The following is a 16,204-nucleotide window of genomic DNA, read 5'->3' as shown; positions in this document are numbered from 1 at the left end:
AGTGTCATTATGGCAGTAAACAACCCGTATAAAACGTATCAAAATAACTCAGTTACGACAGCCTCTCCAGGGGAACTGACGTTAATGCTTTATAACGGCTGCTTAAAATTTATTCAGCTGGCCAAAAAAGGAATCGAAGATAAGAATATTGAACAAAAAAACATCAATATCCAAAAGGCTCAAAATATCGTCAGTGAACTCATGGTTACCCTGAACATGGACGTAGGGGTTTCAGAGAATATTATGAAATTGTATGACTTCATCCACCGCCGCTTGGTGGAGGCAAATATTAAGAATGACCTTGGCGCCCTGCAGGAGGCTGAAGAGCTTATCACGGATTTTCGTGATACTTGGAAGCAGGTCATTCAGCTCGACCGCCAGCAGAAGTTTGAAGGTAAGGGCGGACAAGTGTAATGTCGGCTGTTGAGGACTGCCACAGGATAACGGAAAAGCTCCACAGTTTGGTTCATAGAGAGGTGGATGAAGAAGAGCGCGAAGACCTGATTAAAGAGGTGGAGTGGCTTCTCGGACAGCGCGAGACGTTATTATCACAGATTTCCCCTCCATTCACGGAAAAAGAAGGCAGACTGGGAAGTGAAATTGTATCCTGGAACAAAGCAATCAATCAAAAGCTGAAAACCATCCAACTCTTCATCAAGCGGGATATAAATGGTGTTTCAAACAAGAAAGATAAAGCGCAGCGCTATTCAAATCCTTATGATAACCTTCAGACAGATGGCTACTTTTATGATAAGAAAAAATGATTAACACAATAAAGCCGGCATTCTCTAGAGGATGCCGGCTTCTCTTTGCTTATCGATTTTTCACTTCCCTCAGAAACTCAAACAAGTCTTTCTCTATCAGATTTGTATTGCCGGGGGCGATATCCCTCTTTAGTGCAAGGGAAAGGGTATTCAATGATTTGGTCAGTGTCTCCCTTTCGGCTTCGGTAAGCAGGAATGCAACACCGTACCGAAAGAAGTCTTCATCAACTTCCTCTTTCCAAACGACTTTTCCCTTAAGGAACATATCTTCCCCAAGAATTCTAAGTGAGAATTCTAGAAGGATATCGCGGTTAGGCGGAAATTGGATGTGAGAAATGAAGCCCAATCCTCCCGGTCCGATATCCGTGATGGCTATGCTGGTTTTCCCGGTGGTGATTTTTCTGTTATTGATGCTGACAATTGTGGTAAAGCCTTCAAGTGGCAGGCGGGGATGCAATCTGAAATATTGGCGCCGTTCAAAGGTGAAGCTCCTGGTCCCCCGTGAAAGTGGTTTAATCGTCTTCTCCCTAAGCATAGTAACAAATTCTTCTACAGGAACAGGCTTGCTGTAGACATATCCCTGTATGAAGTGGCAATTAATCTTTCTTAGATATTCCAGTTGTTCCTTTGTTTCAATTCCCTCAATTGTGGCAGACATATTTAAATCCTCTGACAGGCTGGCAAGATTTTTAATGATTGCTCCGTTTTTTGAATCACTCCCCAGCTCCTTGGTATACGAACGGTCAATTTTGATACCATCAACAGTCAAGTCTTTTAGATATGCAAATGAGGTATATCCTGTTCCGAAATCATCAATTAGGATGCGGAATCCCTTTTCTCGCAACTCATCAATGGTTTGTTTGACAATCTCTTCGTGATGAAGAAAGACTGCTTCTGTAATTTCCAGCTGGATCAGCCAGGAGGGGAGTGCATATTTTTCAAGAACAGAGAGAAGGTTTTTTGTTAAGTCTTTGACAAGGAAATGCTGTGGAGAGAGGTTAACCGAAACCGGAACCAGGGAAATACCCTGATTTCTCCACTCCTTCAATGTCATACAGGCTTTTTCGAAAACCCATTCTCCCACATCGATGATAAAGCCATTCTCCTCCGCATAAGGGATGAATTCGTTCGGAGAGACAAGACCCCACTCAGGGTGATTCCAGCGCAGTAGCGCTTCAGAGCCTATTATTTTATTGAGGCGCACATCAACTTTGGGTTGAAAGTATAGCTGCATTTCATCGTTATTCAAAGCGTATCTAAAGTCTTTCTCCAACACGAAACGTTTATAAGCATCAATGCTGTTTTCAGGAGAATATAATTGGTACGAGTTCTTCCCGGTTTCTTTGGCTCTGTTCATCGCTGCAGAGGCATTCTGAAATAGTTCGTTTATTCCATTAGAGTCTGAAGGATAGAGGCTGATACCAATGGAGATGGTCATCAGCAGTTCTAATTCCCCTATTACATAAGGCTCTTTTAACTGAGTGATGATGCCTTTGCATAGAGCTGTAACACTATTCAGCCCTTTGTAATCCTTCATGAGCAAAACGAAGTTATTGTGGTTGAAACTTGAGACAAAGATGCCTTTATCTTGTAAATTTAACAAGCGGCGTGCTGCTTCTGCCAGAATCTGATCTCCAATGACAGGCCCAAGTGATTCGTTTATGTACTTGAAACGGTTTAAATCTATATAAATAAAAGCAAATTTGGTGTTTTGCTGTATATAGCTTTTCATTTCATTCTCGAGCATCTTTCGATTGGGTAAAGCTGTCAGTGTATCATGATGAAGCAAATGCTCGACCCGGTCTCCGAGTTCTTTGTCTTTCGTTATGTCAGTTACGATGCCATGGTACCGGATGATGTTGTTTTTGTTATCTATAATTGGAAGAATTTTTTCGTTCAACCACTTTATTTTTCCAGATGGAGTAGTGATTCGATAGCGGTGGCAGATGCTTTCTCCTTGTTTTAGATGCTTGATATTTTCTTCATAGCTTTTCTGGTCGTCTATGTAGACTAAGTCTCTCCATTGAGTTTGTCCTTTTAAAAACTTCTCAGGATCCATTTCAGCAATATGCTTTACTCCTTTGCTGCAAAAGGTTATGGATTTTCGTATATTATCATAAGACCAGATGGCGGCTTTCAGTGTGTCGGATGCATGTTCCAGCTCCTGAACTTTCATCTCGAGTGTAGACTGCAGGGTGATTTTTTCCGATACATCATGAATAATGGCATATACGCCGATTGTTTTATGGTGTTCTTTAATAGGGATATGGGTGATTTCCAAGTTTAAGAGACTGCCATCTTTATGATATGCCTGAGAGGTGAACTTCTGGACTTTTCCTTTTACTGCAGCTTGAAAGTGTGTCCAGACTTGATCTTTCAATTCGGCAGGAGTAAAGTCAGTAATTAACGCAGTTTCCGGCAGCTTATACCCCGTAATAGAGGTGGTGGCTTTATTGATGTCCAGGAATTTTCCTTCAGTATCAAAGAGTATTATGATATCGGGTGACTGATCGAAAAGTAACTTTAAACACCTTTCTTCTGTGAAGGAAGAACTCTTTATTTCTGTTGGCAAGTTCTTTCGAAGAAAGTTCAACAGTGGTGCCAAATGGAAAACACTCCTTTTTGATAAACATGTTGTTAATTTAGTATAAAAGTACCAGTAAGTATCAGCAATACATAATTTGTCAGAAAACCACGGTAATTGTTTCCTGTTTTATCGTAGGGTGACGAATTATGTCGAGGAAGATAGTATTTTTGTGCAATGATTCACAAAGTATTCAATGATTAGAGGTCTACAAAAGATGTTTACATGAGAAAATGATAATAGAATATTTCTCATATCCCCTGTCTATAAGCTTTCAACAAGATATTCAATAATTCGTCAAAATTTTTCGAAAGATTAAGCAGGAATATTAAAGGGAATAGAGAAATATATAAACATAGCTTTATCTATAAAGGAGGAGTTTACATGTTGAACTACAACATTCGAGGCGAGAACATTGAGGTAACTCCAGCGATTCGCGAACACCTGGAGAATAAGATTGATAAGTTGAATCGTTACTTCAATGAAACTCCTGATGCTGACGTAAATGTTAACTTGAAGGTTTACGCTGATAAGAAGACTAAGGTCGAAGTGACAATCCCGATGCCGCACTTAGTATTGCGCGCCGAGGAACGCCATGAAGATATGTACGCAGCCATCGACCTGATCGTAGATAAATTAGAACGCCAGATTCGTAAACACAAAACAAAAGTGAACAGAAAAATGCGTGAAAAAGGCAGCCCGAAAGAATTCTTCGCCGCTCAGGAAGGCTTGACAACAAGCCAGCTGAATGAAAAAGCCCGCGAAGATGAAAGTGACATTCCTGATGAAGTTGTAAGAACAAAGCAATTCAACTTGAAGCCGATGGACAGTGAGGAAGCGATTCTTCAAATGAATCTTCTCGGCCACAGCTTCTTCATCTACACTGATGCAGAGACTAATGCGACGAATATCGTGTATAAGCGCAGAGACGGCAAGTACGGGTTAATTGAAACAGCATAAAATCTGAAATAAACATCCTGCAGGTTTCTGCAGGGTGTTTTTATATATTTGAAAAAGGGAATTTGTTTCGGGCGGCGAATAACTTTAGGGGAAGATAAATATTGTCGGGAGGAATGCAACATGACATTCAGCATTGTCGGATTTGATCCGAAGGAAAAGGAATGGGGAATTGCTGTTCAGTCTAAATTTATCGGGGTTGGTGCGGTTGTTCCATTTGCTCGTGCAGGAGCGGGAGCAGTGGCGACACAGTCTTACGCCAATACAGCATACGGACCACAGGCTTTGCAGCTGATGGAAGAAGGAAAAACAGCGGAAGAAGCGTTGGAGATCATTACGAAGGATGATCCTGAGCGTCATTTACGACAGGTCGGCCTGATTGATGCACAGGGGAACGCCGCTACTTTTACAGGAGAAGGCTGCTATGACTGGGCAGGAGGAATGATGGGAGAACATTTTGCTGCCCAGGGAAATATCCTGGTTGACCAGAGGACTGTCGAGGCGATGGCTGAGACTTTTACTTCAACAGAAGGGACTCTGGCAGAGCGGCTTTTGAAGGCACTTGACGCCGGCCAGGAAGCGGGTGGCGATTCTCGCGGCAAGCAGTCGGCTGCTATCTATGTGGTCAAGGATAAAGGAGGTTATGGCGGCTTCAATGATCGCCTGATCGATTTAAGGGTGGATGATCATCCAGATCCGATTAAAGAGTTGATCCGGATTTTTAACCTTCATCAGCTCTATTTTGCCGCTTCCAAGCCTGAGAGAGTGGTACCAGTGGATGGGGATGTCCATGAAGAGCTGAAGGCTGAGCTGGAGCGCCACGGCTATTTGAAAGAGGATAAGACGGTGAACCAGGCTTTACGTGATTATCTACATACTGAGAACTTCGAGATGAGGGAGCATGAAAGCAGAATTGACCTGGATGTCTTGGAGTTCATGAAAAAACAAAATAGATAAAAGAAACGGATAACGTCTTGGTACGTTATCCGTTTGGTTTTACAGCATCGATTATGAGCGATACGCAATTCAGTTCGCCGTTTTTGTTTCTGGGATCAAAGCGCAGGGAACGGAATATTACTCCTTCTGCAGGATTCCATTCCTCGGCATAGAACACACCATTCTCATCACAATATTCAAGCAGGTTCACTTGAAAACCTGCGTCCTGGAACATCTGCTGAAGCAGTTTGTAGTTATACAAAATTTGATGTGAAGCCGCAGGATGTTCAACAGGTCCGGGTCCCCCGACTTTTACTGTATTTTGATACTCTTCGTTCGGGAAAAAACCGTCTGGGACAGCACAGCGGATATAGCCTCCTGGTTTTAAGTATCGGAAGCATCTTTTTGCAGCTGCCAGCCCTTCCTCAAAGGTAAGATGTTCCCAAACATGTTCAGCCACAATGGCATCTATCGAATTGGGAGAAAATTGTGCTTTCCACTGCTCCTCTTTTAGCAGATCCAGTTCATTTTCTTGGGTATGCCGCCAGCCGGGGTTGTTATTGTATTCACCGGCTCCTATTACGATTTTTAATTCTTTAATTGTTTCCATGAGCTCCTCCATATCGTTAATTCCTCTATTAATTCGCTTAAATCTTGCTTTTTCCTGTTCCGATTAGCAACTTTTACAAGAAGCGTATTGCCCCTAAACAGTTTAATGTTTGTGGGAAGTAGATTATAATAGTAGTTTGTGAGCTTTATATAGAACTGAAAAGCAACATCAGGAGGTACGACTATGACAAGTATTCGCCGAAATGATCCGTGTGAGTGCGGAAGCGGTAAAAAGTATAAGAAATGCTGCGGTAATCATTCCGCTGTCAATATTGATGATTTAGTGCTGGGCGAGCTGGAAATCCTTCAAGCGCAGCTTTATGATTTTATCGCAGTACATAATAATGAAGAGCTGGAAACTGATTATCATCGCTACTATTCTGAAATGAAGGTGATGAATAAAGACCAGGAAATCTATGAGATGGCTTTCTTAAGCTGGTATGGTGTGACGAAAAAGCTGGAAGACGGGCTGACACTGGCAGAGCGCTTTGTCGAAAAACAGGGCAAGGCGGTTACCAGGCCGCAAACTGTAAAGAGTCTGGAAAAATGGAAGCAGCCGAGGATTGTGGCTGGTAAGGTTACATCTGTTCAAGGGACGGAGCTTGTGATTGAAGATACGGTTGAAGGAGAAGTCTTCAATGTGAAAGGGGCTAACCCTGAGATTGTTGCTGGCTGTTTCTTTTTAGGCATTCTTCTTCAAAACGGGGAGACCTATCTGCCGTTTGCACAGTATTTCGTTTACCCGGGAATTGCAGAAGTTTGCAAGGATGCTATGGTTGAAAAAATGAAAGAGGCAGATCAAGATGAGGTTGAAGAGTATCTTGCTGCAAACTATCTCTATCTGGCTGATTACTGTTTCTACCTGTACACCGGGCAAGGGGAAAGCGAGCAGAAAGAAGCGGCAGTCGATGCAGTTGAAAGCGAAGAAAATCCTGCTTATACAGAGGCGATTGATTCGATGGAAAGCTTCCTGAAAGAGCAGGGGGAAACTGCAGAAAGTATTGAAAAGGCTGCTAGGCTGCTGTCTCAGTATTTTGAAAGCGAGTCTCCCAAAATCAGAAACCCGCAGATTTATTCGGCTTCCATCATTGAAGTGATCAAGACAGACACCGAGTTGAAAAATGACTACCTGCAAAAGGATCTGGCCGAAGCCTTTGAAGTTTCTGCAAACAGTATCTCAAGGCGTTCGAAGGAAATGAAAAAAATAATATTGGCCGAAATGGTTTAATACCAAAAGAAAGGGCGCTTCCCAGGTGACGGGAGTGCCCTTTCATGTATTATTGCATTAACGCAACGGGGGACTGTCCCCCGTTGCGTTAATGCGTTAAAGTGCCGCTATATGTCGGTTGTTGTCACTCTTTCTTGATAGTGGTAATATTAATAAGGAATATTGTGTATTTTTAAAAAGGATTTTTACTAGTTCGTATAGAAGTTATTTGTTCATATTGGCAGATTTATTAATCCGCTTATAAATATCTAAAACCTGAGCTGACGAAACTTATGCAGCTTGCTTTTTTCACAATTACATTTCCACTAGAAGGAGCGCTCATACATGATTGGAATTTTAAATAAAGTGTTCGATCCCAATAAACGCGAGCTGAAGAAACTGGAGAAGTATGCTGACCAGATCGATGCTCTTGGTCCGGATATAGCGAAGCTTTCGGATGACGGCCTTCGCAAGAAAACGGAAGAGTTCAAGAAGCGCTATCAGGATGGCGAGTCCCTTGACGACATGCTTGTCGAAGCATTTGCGGTTGTCCGTGAAGGGGCAAAACGTGTCCTTGGGTTATATCCATACCGCGTTCAGTTAATGGGTGGTGCATCCCTTCATGAGGGAAACATTTCCGAGATGAAAACCGGTGAAGGTAAAACGTTGACTTCCACCATGCCCGTTTACCTTAACGCGATTACCGGCAAAGGTGTTCACGTTGTAACGGTCAACGAATATCTTGCCAGCCGTGATGCTGAGGAAATGGGTCAGCTTTACAACTTCCTTGGCTTGAGTGTAGGCCTGAACCTGAACTCGCTGTCAAAAGAAGAAAAGCGTGAGGCATATGCTGCAGACATTACGTACAGCACAAATAACGAACTTGGCTTCGACTATCTGCGTGATAACATGGTTCTTTATAAAAATCAAATGGTTCAGCGTCCGCTTCATTTTGCCGTAATCGATGAAGTTGACTCCATCCTGATTGATGAAGCCCGTACGCCGCTGATCATTTCCGGCCAGGCACAGAAATCGACTCAGCTGTACATGCAGGCGAATGCAGTCGTCCGCATGCTGAGCAAGGAAACAGACTACACTTATGATGAAAAAACAAAAGGTGTTCAGCTGACGGAAGATGGTATCAATAAGGTGGAGAAAGCTTTCAATATTGAAAACCTATTTGATCTAACTCACGTAACGTTGAACCACCATATCCTGCAGGCGTTGAAAGCACATGTCAGCATGCATAAAGATGTTGACTATGTTGTACAAGATGAGGAAATCGTGATCGTCGATTCTTTCACAGGCCGTTTGATGAAAGGACGCCGTTACAGTGACGGCCTTCACCAGGCGATCGAGGCGAAGGAAGGCGTCGAGATCCAGAATGAAAGCATGACAATGGCGACGATCACGTTCCAGAACTACTTCCGTATGTATGAAAAACTGTCTGGGATGACCGGTACAGCGAAAACAGAGGAAGAGGAATTCCGCAACATTTATAACATGAACGTTGTTGTAATTCCGACGAACAAGCCGATTGCCCGTGATGACCGTGCGGATTTAATTTACGCCTCCATGGAAGGCAAATTTCGTGCAGTAGTTGAAGAAATTGCTGAACGCAATCAAAAGGGCCAGCCGGTGCTGGTTGGTACGGTTGCGGTTGAAACGTCTGAATTGATTTCCAGGCTTTTAACGAAAAAAGGTGTCCGACACAACGTATTGAACGCGAAAAACCATGAACGTGAAGCGGAAATTATTTTAGAAGCAGGTCAAAAAGGCGCTGTAACTATTGCGACAAACATGGCCGGCCGTGGTACGGATATCAAGTTGGGTGATGGAGTGCTTGATCTTGGAGGATTAGCGGTCATCGGTACAGAGCGCCACGAATCACGACGTATCGATAACCAGCTCCGTGGTCGTTCCGGACGTCAAGGGGATCCGGGTGTGACTCAGTTCTATCTTTCAATGGAAGATGAATTGATGCGCCGTTTCGGTTCTGATAACATGAAGTCCATGATGGAACGCCTTGGGATGGCGGATGATCAGCCGATCCAGAGTAAGATGGTCAGCAGAGCCGTGGAATCTGCACAGAAACGTGTTGAGGGTAACAACTTTGATGCACGTAAACAGCTTCTATCGTATGATGATGTCCTGCGCCAGCAGCGTGAAATCATCTACAAGCAGCGTTTTGAAGTTCTTGATTCCGAGAACCTGCGTGAAATTGTGGAATCCATGATTAAATCTGTCATCACACGTTCGGTTGAAGCACATGCTCCAATCATCGAAGAAGAAGAGAAGTGGAACCTGAAAGGCATCGTTGATTATATCAATGCTACACTTCTTCAAGAGGGTGACGTAACAGTAGCAGACCTTCAGGGTAAAGAGCCTGAAGAAATGGTCAACCTGATCTACGCGAAGGTCCAAGAGCGATATAACGAAAAAGAAGAAGAGCTGACTCCAGAGCAAATGCGTGAGTTTGAAAAAGTTGTCCTTCTTCGCGCGGTAGATACGAAATGGATCGACCACATTGATGCGATGGATCACCTTCGCCAAGGTATCCACCTCCGTGCTTACGGTCAGACAGACCCATTGCGTGAGTATCAGCATGAAGGTTTTGCAATGTTTGAAAACATGGTTGTGTCCATCGAGGAAGATGCTGCCCGCTATGTAATGAAAGCGGAAATCCGCAATAACCTTCAGCGTCAGGAAGTTGCGAAAGGGCAGGCTGTCAACCCGAAAGAAGATGGCGGCGCCAAAGCCAAGAAGAAACAGCCGGTCCGTAAAGCGGAAGATATTAAACGAAACGATCCATGCCCTTGCGGAAGCGGTCAAAAATATAAAAACTGTCATGGTAAAGTAGAGTAACCTTTTAAAAAAACTACCTGCCTTCTCTAAAATTTAGAGGTGTCAGGTAGTTTTTCTGCGGGTAGAGAATGATAGGAAACTTTGCGAACCGGACCCAATAAACGTTATAATAAAACTTATGCTTACTAATTAAACAGAGGTGAATTTGATGGAACTTTTTGAAGTGAAATCACAATTAGAAAATACAGCCAAAAAACTGGCGGACTTCAGGGGGTCTCTTTGACCTCGAAAACAAAGAAGCACGGATAGCTGAACTTGACGAAGTCATGGTTGACCCTAATTTCTGGAACGACCAGCAGGCTGCGCAGGGAGTCATCAATGAAGCTAACAGCTTAAAGGATCTAGTGAACGAATACAAAGACATGCAAGAGATGCAGGAAAACCTGGAAGTAACGCTTGAACTCGTGAAAGAAGAGAGCGATGCAGACCTTCAGGAAGAACTTGTTGAAGAAACAAAAGAGTTAAACAAACGTTTGAATGATTACGAACTTCAGCTGCTGCTCAGTGAGGAACATGATAAAAACAATGCAATCCTTGAACTTCACCCGGGTGCCGGCGGGACCGAGTCACAGGACTGGGGTTCCATGCTGCTGCGTATGTATCAGCGCTGGGCTGAGAAAAAAGGCTTCAAGGTTGAAACCTTGGATTATCTTCCTGGTGATGAAGCCGGAATTAAGAGCGTAACTCTTTTGATCAAAGGCCATAACGCTTATGGATACTTGAAAGCGGAAAAAGGGGTCCACCGTCTGGTAAGGATTTCACCGTTTGACTCTTCTGGACGCCGTCATACTTCATTCGTTTCCTGTGAAGTCATGCCGGAGTTCAATGAAGAAATTGAAATCGAAATCCGGACAGAGGACCTCAAGATTGATACGTACCGTGCGAGCGGTGCAGGTGGTCAGCATATCAACACGACTGACTCTGCCGTTCGTATCACTCACCAGCCGACTGGTGTGGTCGTGACATGTCAATCAGAGCGTTCTCAGATCAAAAACCGTGAACAGGCAATGAAAATGCTGAAAGCCAAGCTTTATCAAAAGCGTATCGAAGAGCAGGAGCAGGAACTTGCGGAAATTCGCGGAGAGCAAAAGGAAATTGGCTGGGGAAGCCAGATCCGTTCCTACGTCTTCCACCCATACTCCATGGTTAAAGACCACCGTACCAACACAGAGATGGGTAACGTGCAGGCTGTCATGGACGGAGATATCGACAACTTCATCAACGCCTACCTTCGGTCCCGTATCAACTAAATATTTGTGTCGCCAAAACCTTCCTTATAATAGGAAGGTTTTTTTGTGTGAGGGAGGTAGGTGAATCCTTTACCCCTTCACCGCAACGGGGGACAGTCCCCCAGTGTAGTACCGCATTAACACGTTAAAGTGGTAATATTTACAGGTTCCATCCCTCATGCTATACTCTCAAAGGCTGTATCATAATCTGACAAAAGATGACACCGATTTTCTAAGAAGATAGACACTTCAACACTTTAAAGTGTTGGGGGACTGTCCCCCGGCACTTTAAAGTGCTAAAGGGTCAATGATGAAAACACGGTTGTTGGTCATACTAATACTTAATACATCAAAGGAGATTGACTGGGATGGGAAAGAAGGATAAAAGACGCCGCGGGCAGCAGCATAACCCAACGCTTGAAAAAATATTGGAATACGTATATGTACTCGTTGGATCGGCGATTGTCGGGATTGCCTTCAACGTATTTTTACTCCCGAATGAAGTTGCTTCCGGGGGCGTGAGCGGTATCTCTACGATTACCAAAACCGTCTTTGACTGGAAACCTGCCTTCGTTCAGTGGGCGTTCAACGTTCCTCTGTTCGTTGCAGGCTTGATTTTCCTGGGCTTTCAGTTTGGTTTTAAAACGGCACTTGGTACAATTTTTCTTCCGTTTGTTGTTTACTTGACGGAGGACTGGGAAGCATGGACACTCGATCCGCTTCTTGGTGCTCTTTTCGGAGGAATAGGTGTGTCGGTTTGGGACTTGGAACAGTATTTCGTGGTAAAGCCTCAACAGGCGGCACAGACCTTGCTGCACAAATCATCAACAAATACTCCGGGCTTTCACTGGGCACATGTGTTGCCATTATAGATGGAATGATTGTATTAACCGCCGCCATTGTTTTTGACATAGAAAGAGGATTATACGCATTAATCGGACTCTATGTCACAAGCAAAACGATCGACCTTGTACAGGTAGGGTTCGGCCGTTCAAAGATGGCGATGATCATTACGAATCGCCAAGAAGAGATTCGGGAAGGTGTCCTGAATAAAATTGACCGCGGTGTGACAAAACTATCTGCATACGGCGGATATACAGACGATGAGCGTCCAATACTGATGTGTGTCGTTGACCAGCGCGAGTTCACAAGATTGAAACAACTGGTCAAAAGCATTGACCCGTCTGCATTCGTCGTGACTATGGATGCTTCAGAGGTCCTTGGTGAAGGTTTTAAACGGGTGTAATCCTGGTATAATAAGGAATGAGAGGAAATGCACTATTTCTCATTCTAGGAGGAATTACAATGAAAAAGACATTATTGGCACTATTATTCGGTTCATCCTTGGTATTGGCTGCATGCGGAGATAATGCATCAGATGAAGCGAGCGACGCAAACAACCCGCAGGATGCAGCTGAAAGTGCTGCAGGGACTGAAATTGAACCTGAAAAAATCGTTAATCAAAAATGTTCGAGCTGTCATGGCGGAGATCTGTCAGGCGGAATGGGGCCGGCTTTGAAGAATATCGGTTCACAATTAAGTGAAGATGAAATCCTTTCTGTTATCCAAAATGGTAAAGGCGCAATGCCGAAGAATATTATCGAAGGTGATGAAGCCGAAGCGGTTGCAGAGTGGCTGGCAGAGAAAAAATAAAAGGAAGTCTCCGGACTTTCTTTTATTTTGTTTAAAAATGTTTATGATTCAGCAAACAGGGTATATTTATTACATTCAAGAAGCTACACTCCTATATTAATACTTTGGAATCCTGAATTTCGACATTCCTTTAACTTCCTTTGTTTTTTCGACACCAAGTCCTTCTTCCTATTATTCCTCTATAGTAAAACCCTACTTTTCTCCCTTTCTTATCAAAATATCAGAAACCCAAATAAGGAAAAATATGCAATTGTTGTTGCATTTTGATACCAAAATGTAATATAAATTATCCTTAACTTCCTAGGCAATGATGTTATAATACTTTTAGTAAGTTATTAATTCGAGTTTTTTCTACATTATCTTATTTCTTATATACTTAAGCCTTGAGAAAAGACATCTTCGCTCGAACACTATAAATGTTTAACTTGGGTGGTAAAAAAATGATCAAAATGAAAGACGTATATAAACAGTATCCGAACGGGATTATGGCCGCAAACGGATTCGACGTACATATTAAACAAGGTGAATTCGTTTATGTTGTAGGACCAAGTGGTGCTGGTAAATCGACCTTCATCAAAATGATGTACAGGGAAGAAAGAGCAACCAGGGGAGAAATCACTGTTAATGGTATAGATTTGGTCAAGCTTAAAAACAAACGTGTTCCTTACTTAAGAAGGAATGTAGGGGTGGTCTTCCAAGACTTCAAACTACTCTCTTCTCTAACAGTCTATGAAAATATCGCTTTCGCTCTTGAAGTTATTGAAGAATCTCCTAAAAATATTCAAAAGCGAGTGATGGAAGTATTGGATCTTGTTAAACTGAAACACAAAGCAAGGATGTTCCCGGATGAACTATCAGGCGGTGAGCAGCAGCGTGTTTCACTCGCGCGTTCCATTGCAAACAAGCCCAAATTGATCATAGCTGATGAGCCGACTGGTAACCTTGATCCGGAAACCTCATGGGAAATCATGAATGTTTTTGAAGAAATTAATACACAAGGGACTACCGTTGTAATGGCTACGCATAACCGTGAAATTGTCAATACAATCAAACACCGTGTAATTGCCATTGAGAATGGCAGAATCGTCCGGGATGAACAGCGAGGTGACTACGGTTATGAAGCCTAGAACCATAGGAAGACACTTTCGTGAAAGTTTGAAGAGCCTAGGAAGGAACGGCTGGATGACGTTTGCGTCTGTCAGTGCCGTTACGGTCACACTTCTTCTTGTCGGTGTGTTCGTTGTCCTGATGCTGAACATGAATAAAATTGCTACTGATATAGAGCAGGATGTTGAAGTAAGGGTTCTTGTTGAATTAGGAACTGAAAAGGAACAAATTGAAGAGTTAAGATCGAAAATCAAGCAAATAGATGGGATTGCCAGTACTGAGTACTCTTCTAAAGAGAAAGAATTGCGTAACTTAATGGAAGATATGGGAGAGGATTTTCGTCTATTTGAGCAGGACAACCCTCTATACGATGTTTTTATCGTAAAAGCTGCTAACCCGCTTGAAACAAAAAGAATTGCCAACGAAATTAAAGGTTTTGAAAATGTAAATGATGCACTTTATGGAGAAGCCAAGATTGAAAGATTATTCAGCTTCCTTCAAATGAGTCGCAATGTTGGTTTGGTATTGATAATTGGACTCCTGTTTACGGCAATGTTCCTGATTTCCAATACGATTAAGATCACAATCGTTGCCCGTAGAAAAGAGATAGAAATAATGAAATTAGTCGGTGCTACAAACTGGTTTGTACGCTGGCCGTTCATTTTGGAAGGTTTATGGCTGGGTGTCCTCGGCTCTATCATTCCGATAGCAGTAGTTTCAACAGGTTATTACTACGCCTATCAGTTCATTGAACCAAAATTGCGAACAAGTTTTATGCAGATACTTGAATTTACCCCGTTCATCTATCAAGTAAACTTCCTGATTATCCTTATGGGATGTTTAATTGGAGCTTGGGGAAGCTTTATGTCCGTTAGAAAATTCTTAAGAGTTTAATAGGTTGATAGAAGCCGAAAGGAGCATGTCGCTTGAAAAGGAAAACATTAGTCACTTTATCAATTGCCACAACACTAACAATCGGAAGTTTTCAATCAACTGGAATTGTCGCTAGTGCACATACTTCAATTAGCGAGTTAAAAGAAAAGCAAGATCAAGTTGAAGGCCAGAAGGCTGAGATCAATCAGGAAATTGATCAAAAAACTACTGAAATCAATGACAATATTTCTCGTCAGGAAAAAATCAAAGAAGAGATTGCAGCTCTAGATACTAAAATTCGTGACACAGAAGAAAATATAAAAGAAAAAACAGCTGAAATTGAGAAAACCAACGAAGAAATCGAGAAGCTTAAAGAAGAAATTAAAGTACTTGAAAATAAAATTGCGGAAAGAAACGAACTTCTGAAAGAGCGTGCGCGTTCCATGCAGGAAAAAGGCGGCTCCGCAAGTTATATGGATGTACTCCTAGGTGCAGAAAGTTTCGGAGACTTCATCAACCGAATCACCGCCGTTAATGCTATTGTAAGTGCAGATAAGAAGATTATTGATGAGCAAAAGGCTGATCAGGAAGAACTTGAAAAGAAGCAAGCAGAAGTAGAAGCCAAGCTTGCAGAGCTGGAAGACGACAAAGCTAACCTTGTTTCTCTTAAGCAAGATTTAGACAGCCAAAAAGGTCAAAAGAATGAATTATTTAAAGAGCTTGAAGCAGAACAAGATAAGTTAAAAAAGGAAAAAACAGATCTTGTAGCCGAAGTAAACGAGTTGTCCAAACTGGAAGCGCAAATCGGTGGACAAATCGAGGCAGAGCAGGCCCGGTTAGCTGAACTTGCCCGTCAAAAAGAAATTGAACGCCAGAAAAAAATTGAAGCACAGCGTAAAGCTGAAGCTGAACGACTTGCAGCTCAGCAGGCAGCCAATGGAAGCAATAGCGGTTCAACAGCATCAACACCTGAACCAACGGCAGCAGTTTCAGAAGGAAGATGGACAAGACCTGCTTCTGGATACATCACGACCGAATATGGTTATGATATCTTGAATGGCCAATCGCGGTTCCATTACGGTATGGATATTGCTGCTGGGGGAAATGTTCCGATTGTTGCTGCAGCTGACGGCTATGTTATAAAAAGCCACAAAAGCACAAGCTATGGTAACGTTGTTTACATGACTCACTCCATCAACGGCCAAACATTTACGACTGTTTATGCTCACATGTCAGGTTCCATCGTGAGCAGCGGCCAGTTCGTTGAGAAAGGCCAGCGAATCGGTACAATGGGTAATACAGGTTATTCCTTCGGTCAGCATTTACACTTCGAATTGCATGAAGGCCCATGGAATGCAAGTAAATCCAACTCTGTTAACCCTCGTAAATATATCAATATGTAATAAAGTAAAAACCGCTG

The 16,204-nt window shown here is 42.8% G+C and carries 13 protein-coding genes and 1 pseudogene; 12 read left to right on the top strand and 2 right to left on the bottom strand.

The features are described from left to right. Positions 1-9 precede the first annotated feature (9 nt). Positions 10-414, top strand: a complete 405-nt coding sequence (gene fliS / locus ACOJQI_RS20105) for a flagellar export chaperone FliS (protein WP_421381436.1) — start codon at positions 10-12, stop codon at positions 412-414. Beyond that, positions 414-764 carry a hypothetical protein gene (locus ACOJQI_RS20100; RefSeq protein ID WP_421381434.1) on the top strand — a complete coding sequence of 117 codons (351 nt, stop codon included), beginning with the start codon at positions 414-416 and terminating at the stop codon, positions 762-764. Before fliS ends, ACOJQI_RS20100 begins: the two co-directional genes overlap by 1 nt. A gap of 49 nt (positions 765-813) precedes the next feature. Here the strand turns inward: ACOJQI_RS20100 and ACOJQI_RS20095 are convergent, their stop codons facing one another. Continuing rightward, a complete protein-coding gene (locus ACOJQI_RS20095; RefSeq protein ID WP_421381432.1) occupies positions 814-3,369 on the bottom strand; it encodes an EAL domain-containing protein in 2,556 nt (851 codons plus the stop codon). 363 nt (positions 3,370-3,732) lie between these two features. Here ACOJQI_RS20095 and hpf point away from each other — a divergent pair, with 363 nt between their 5' ends. Both hpf and ACOJQI_RS20085 read left to right on the top strand, forming a co-directional pair. After that, positions 3,733-4,308, top strand: a complete 576-nt coding sequence (gene hpf, locus ACOJQI_RS20090; RefSeq protein ID WP_421381430.1) for a ribosome hibernation-promoting factor, HPF/YfiA family — start codon at positions 3,733-3,735, stop codon at positions 4,306-4,308. A gap of 120 nt (positions 4,309-4,428) precedes the next feature. Then, a complete protein-coding gene (locus tag ACOJQI_RS20085) occupies positions 4,429-5,262 on the top strand; it encodes a DUF1028 domain-containing protein (RefSeq protein ID WP_421381428.1) in 834 nt (277 codons plus the stop codon). 25 nt (positions 5,263-5,287) lie between these two features. On the opposite strand, the gene ACOJQI_RS20080 is transcribed toward ACOJQI_RS20085, so the two are convergent. After that, the gene (locus ACOJQI_RS20080; RefSeq protein WP_421381426.1) at positions 5,288-5,851 is read right to left on the bottom strand and encodes a class I SAM-dependent methyltransferase; all 564 of its coding nucleotides are present in this window, start codon (positions 5,849-5,851) and stop codon (positions 5,288-5,290) included. A 183-nt stretch (positions 5,852-6,034) separates the two neighbouring features. Between ACOJQI_RS20080 and ACOJQI_RS20075 the strand changes: the two genes are divergently transcribed. The 8 genes and pseudogenes from ACOJQI_RS20075 (at position 6,035) to ACOJQI_RS20040 (ending at position 16,187) form a co-directional block, all read left to right on the top strand. Further along, complete coding sequence (locus ACOJQI_RS20075) at positions 6,035-7,078, top strand: SEC-C domain-containing protein (RefSeq protein ID WP_421381424.1); 1,044 nt, start codon at positions 6,035-6,037, stop codon at positions 7,076-7,078. 324 nt (positions 7,079-7,402) lie between these two features. Then, a complete protein-coding gene (gene secA / locus ACOJQI_RS20070; RefSeq protein WP_421381422.1) occupies positions 7,403-9,922 on the top strand; it encodes a preprotein translocase subunit SecA in 2,520 nt (839 codons plus the stop codon). 148 nt (positions 9,923-10,070) lie between these two features. Continuing rightward, positions 10,071-11,172 (top strand): peptide chain release factor 2 gene (gene prfB / locus ACOJQI_RS20065; protein WP_421381420.1). Its coding sequence is split into 2 segments (ribosomal slippage): positions 10,071-10,142 and positions 10,144-11,172, totalling 1,101 coding nucleotides; the frame shifts between segments, so codons are not numbered across the junction. Between the two features lie 347 nt (positions 11,173-11,519). Then, a pseudogene (locus ACOJQI_RS20060) lies at positions 11,520-12,397 on the top strand (YitT family protein). Between the two features lie 59 nt (positions 12,398-12,456). Further along, positions 12,457-12,804, top strand: a complete 348-nt coding sequence (gene cccB, locus ACOJQI_RS20055; RefSeq protein ID WP_421381418.1) for a cytochrome c551 — start codon at positions 12,457-12,459, stop codon at positions 12,802-12,804. 440 nt (positions 12,805-13,244) lie between these two features. After that, positions 13,245-13,931, top strand: coding sequence for a cell division ATP-binding protein FtsE (ftsE, locus tag ACOJQI_RS20050; RefSeq protein WP_421381416.1), 687 nt, complete (start codon positions 13,245-13,247; stop codon positions 13,929-13,931). Beyond that, positions 13,921-14,805, top strand: coding sequence for a permease-like cell division protein FtsX (gene ftsX / locus ACOJQI_RS20045; protein ID WP_421381414.1), 885 nt, complete (start codon positions 13,921-13,923; stop codon positions 14,803-14,805). Before ftsE ends, ftsX begins: the two co-directional genes overlap by 11 nt. A gap of 32 nt (positions 14,806-14,837) precedes the next feature. Further along, positions 14,838-16,187, top strand: coding sequence for a murein hydrolase activator EnvC family protein (locus ACOJQI_RS20040; RefSeq protein ID WP_421381412.1), 1,350 nt, complete (start codon positions 14,838-14,840; stop codon positions 16,185-16,187). Positions 16,188-16,204 lie beyond the last annotated feature (17 nt).

It is taken from the genome of Bacillus salacetis, assembly GCF_049177075.1.
Taxonomy (GTDB): Bacteria; Bacillota; Bacilli; order Bacillales; family Bacillaceae_B; genus Rossellomorea; species Rossellomorea salacetis_A.
Note: the sequence above shows the minus strand (reverse complement) of the source record. Positions and strands in the feature narration are given on the sequence as shown.

Excerpts from the sequence above, each read along its gene's own strand:
- fliS (WP_421381436.1), top strand. The coding sequence starts at position 10 with ATGGCAGTAAACAACCCGTATAAAACGTATCAAAATAACTCAGTTACG.
- ACOJQI_RS20100 (WP_421381434.1), top strand. The coding sequence starts at position 414 with ATGTCGGCTGTTGAGGACTGCCACAGGATAACGGAAAAGCTCCACAGT.
- hpf (WP_421381430.1), top strand. The coding sequence starts at position 3,733 with ATGTTGAACTACAACATTCGAGGCGAGAACATTGAGGTAACTCCAGCG.
- ACOJQI_RS20085 (WP_421381428.1), top strand. The coding sequence starts at position 4,429 with ATGACATTCAGCATTGTCGGATTTGATCCGAAGGAAAAGGAATGGGGA.
- ACOJQI_RS20080 (WP_421381426.1), bottom strand. The coding sequence starts at position 5,851 with ATGGAAACAATTAAAGAATTAAAAATCGTAATAGGAGCCGGTGAATAC.
- ACOJQI_RS20075 (WP_421381424.1), top strand. The coding sequence starts at position 6,035 with ATGACAAGTATTCGCCGAAATGATCCGTGTGAGTGCGGAAGCGGTAAA.
- secA (WP_421381422.1), top strand. The coding sequence starts at position 7,403 with ATGATTGGAATTTTAAATAAAGTGTTCGATCCCAATAAACGCGAGCTG.
- cccB (WP_421381418.1), top strand. The coding sequence starts at position 12,457 with ATGAAAAAGACATTATTGGCACTATTATTCGGTTCATCCTTGGTATTG.
- ftsE (WP_421381416.1), top strand. The coding sequence starts at position 13,245 with ATGATCAAAATGAAAGACGTATATAAACAGTATCCGAACGGGATTATG.
- ftsX (WP_421381414.1), top strand. The coding sequence starts at position 13,921 with ATGAAGCCTAGAACCATAGGAAGACACTTTCGTGAAAGTTTGAAGAGC.